The organism is Neisseria sp. P0021.S007 (genome assembly GCF_051956855.1).
On sequence record NZ_JBQCXA010001396.1, the window covers coordinates 1 to 488 of the forward strand.

The 488-nt window shown below is 47.1% G+C and carries 1 protein-coding gene; it reads left to right on the forward strand.

Annotated elements, in window-relative coordinates; all coding sequences use genetic code 11:
- Positions 1 to 433, forward strand: a 433-nt coding sequence (locus tag ACTHUR_RS19365; protein WP_440400415.1) for a DUF4424 family protein, incomplete at its 5' end; no start/stop codon positions are given.
- Positions 434 to 488 lie beyond the last annotated feature (55 nt).

Consider the following 488-nt stretch of genomic DNA (forward strand, 5'->3'; position numbering starts at 1 on the left):
GGGCTGGACGTATTGGTCGGCGCAGATTATTTACAGCTGGAAGCAAACCTTTAAAGCCAACGCTGTAACCGAAATCAAACACCAATACACCCCGTTGGTTGGCGGCAGCTTCCTGCCTTCGCTCAAAGCCAAAGACAGCAAAGCATTCATAGATGAGTACTGTATGGATGAAAACTTCCTTAAAGGCTTTAAAAATGTGAAAGAAGCTACGAAGGTCTATCACCATTTGGGCTATGTCCTGACCACAGGTGCCAACTGGGCAAAACCCATCGGTAAATTCACCCTGACCATAGACCGCGAGCCCAATACCGTACTGTCACTCTGCTGGGACAAATCCCTGCGCAAAGTAGGGCCCAACCGCTTCCAAGCAGTCAAAGAAAATTTCCTGCCGAAAAAAGACTTGGACATTATTTTCGTTTACGAAAAACCCTAAGCGGCATACATATAGTGGATTAACTAAATCAGGACAAGGCGAGGCAACGCCGTAC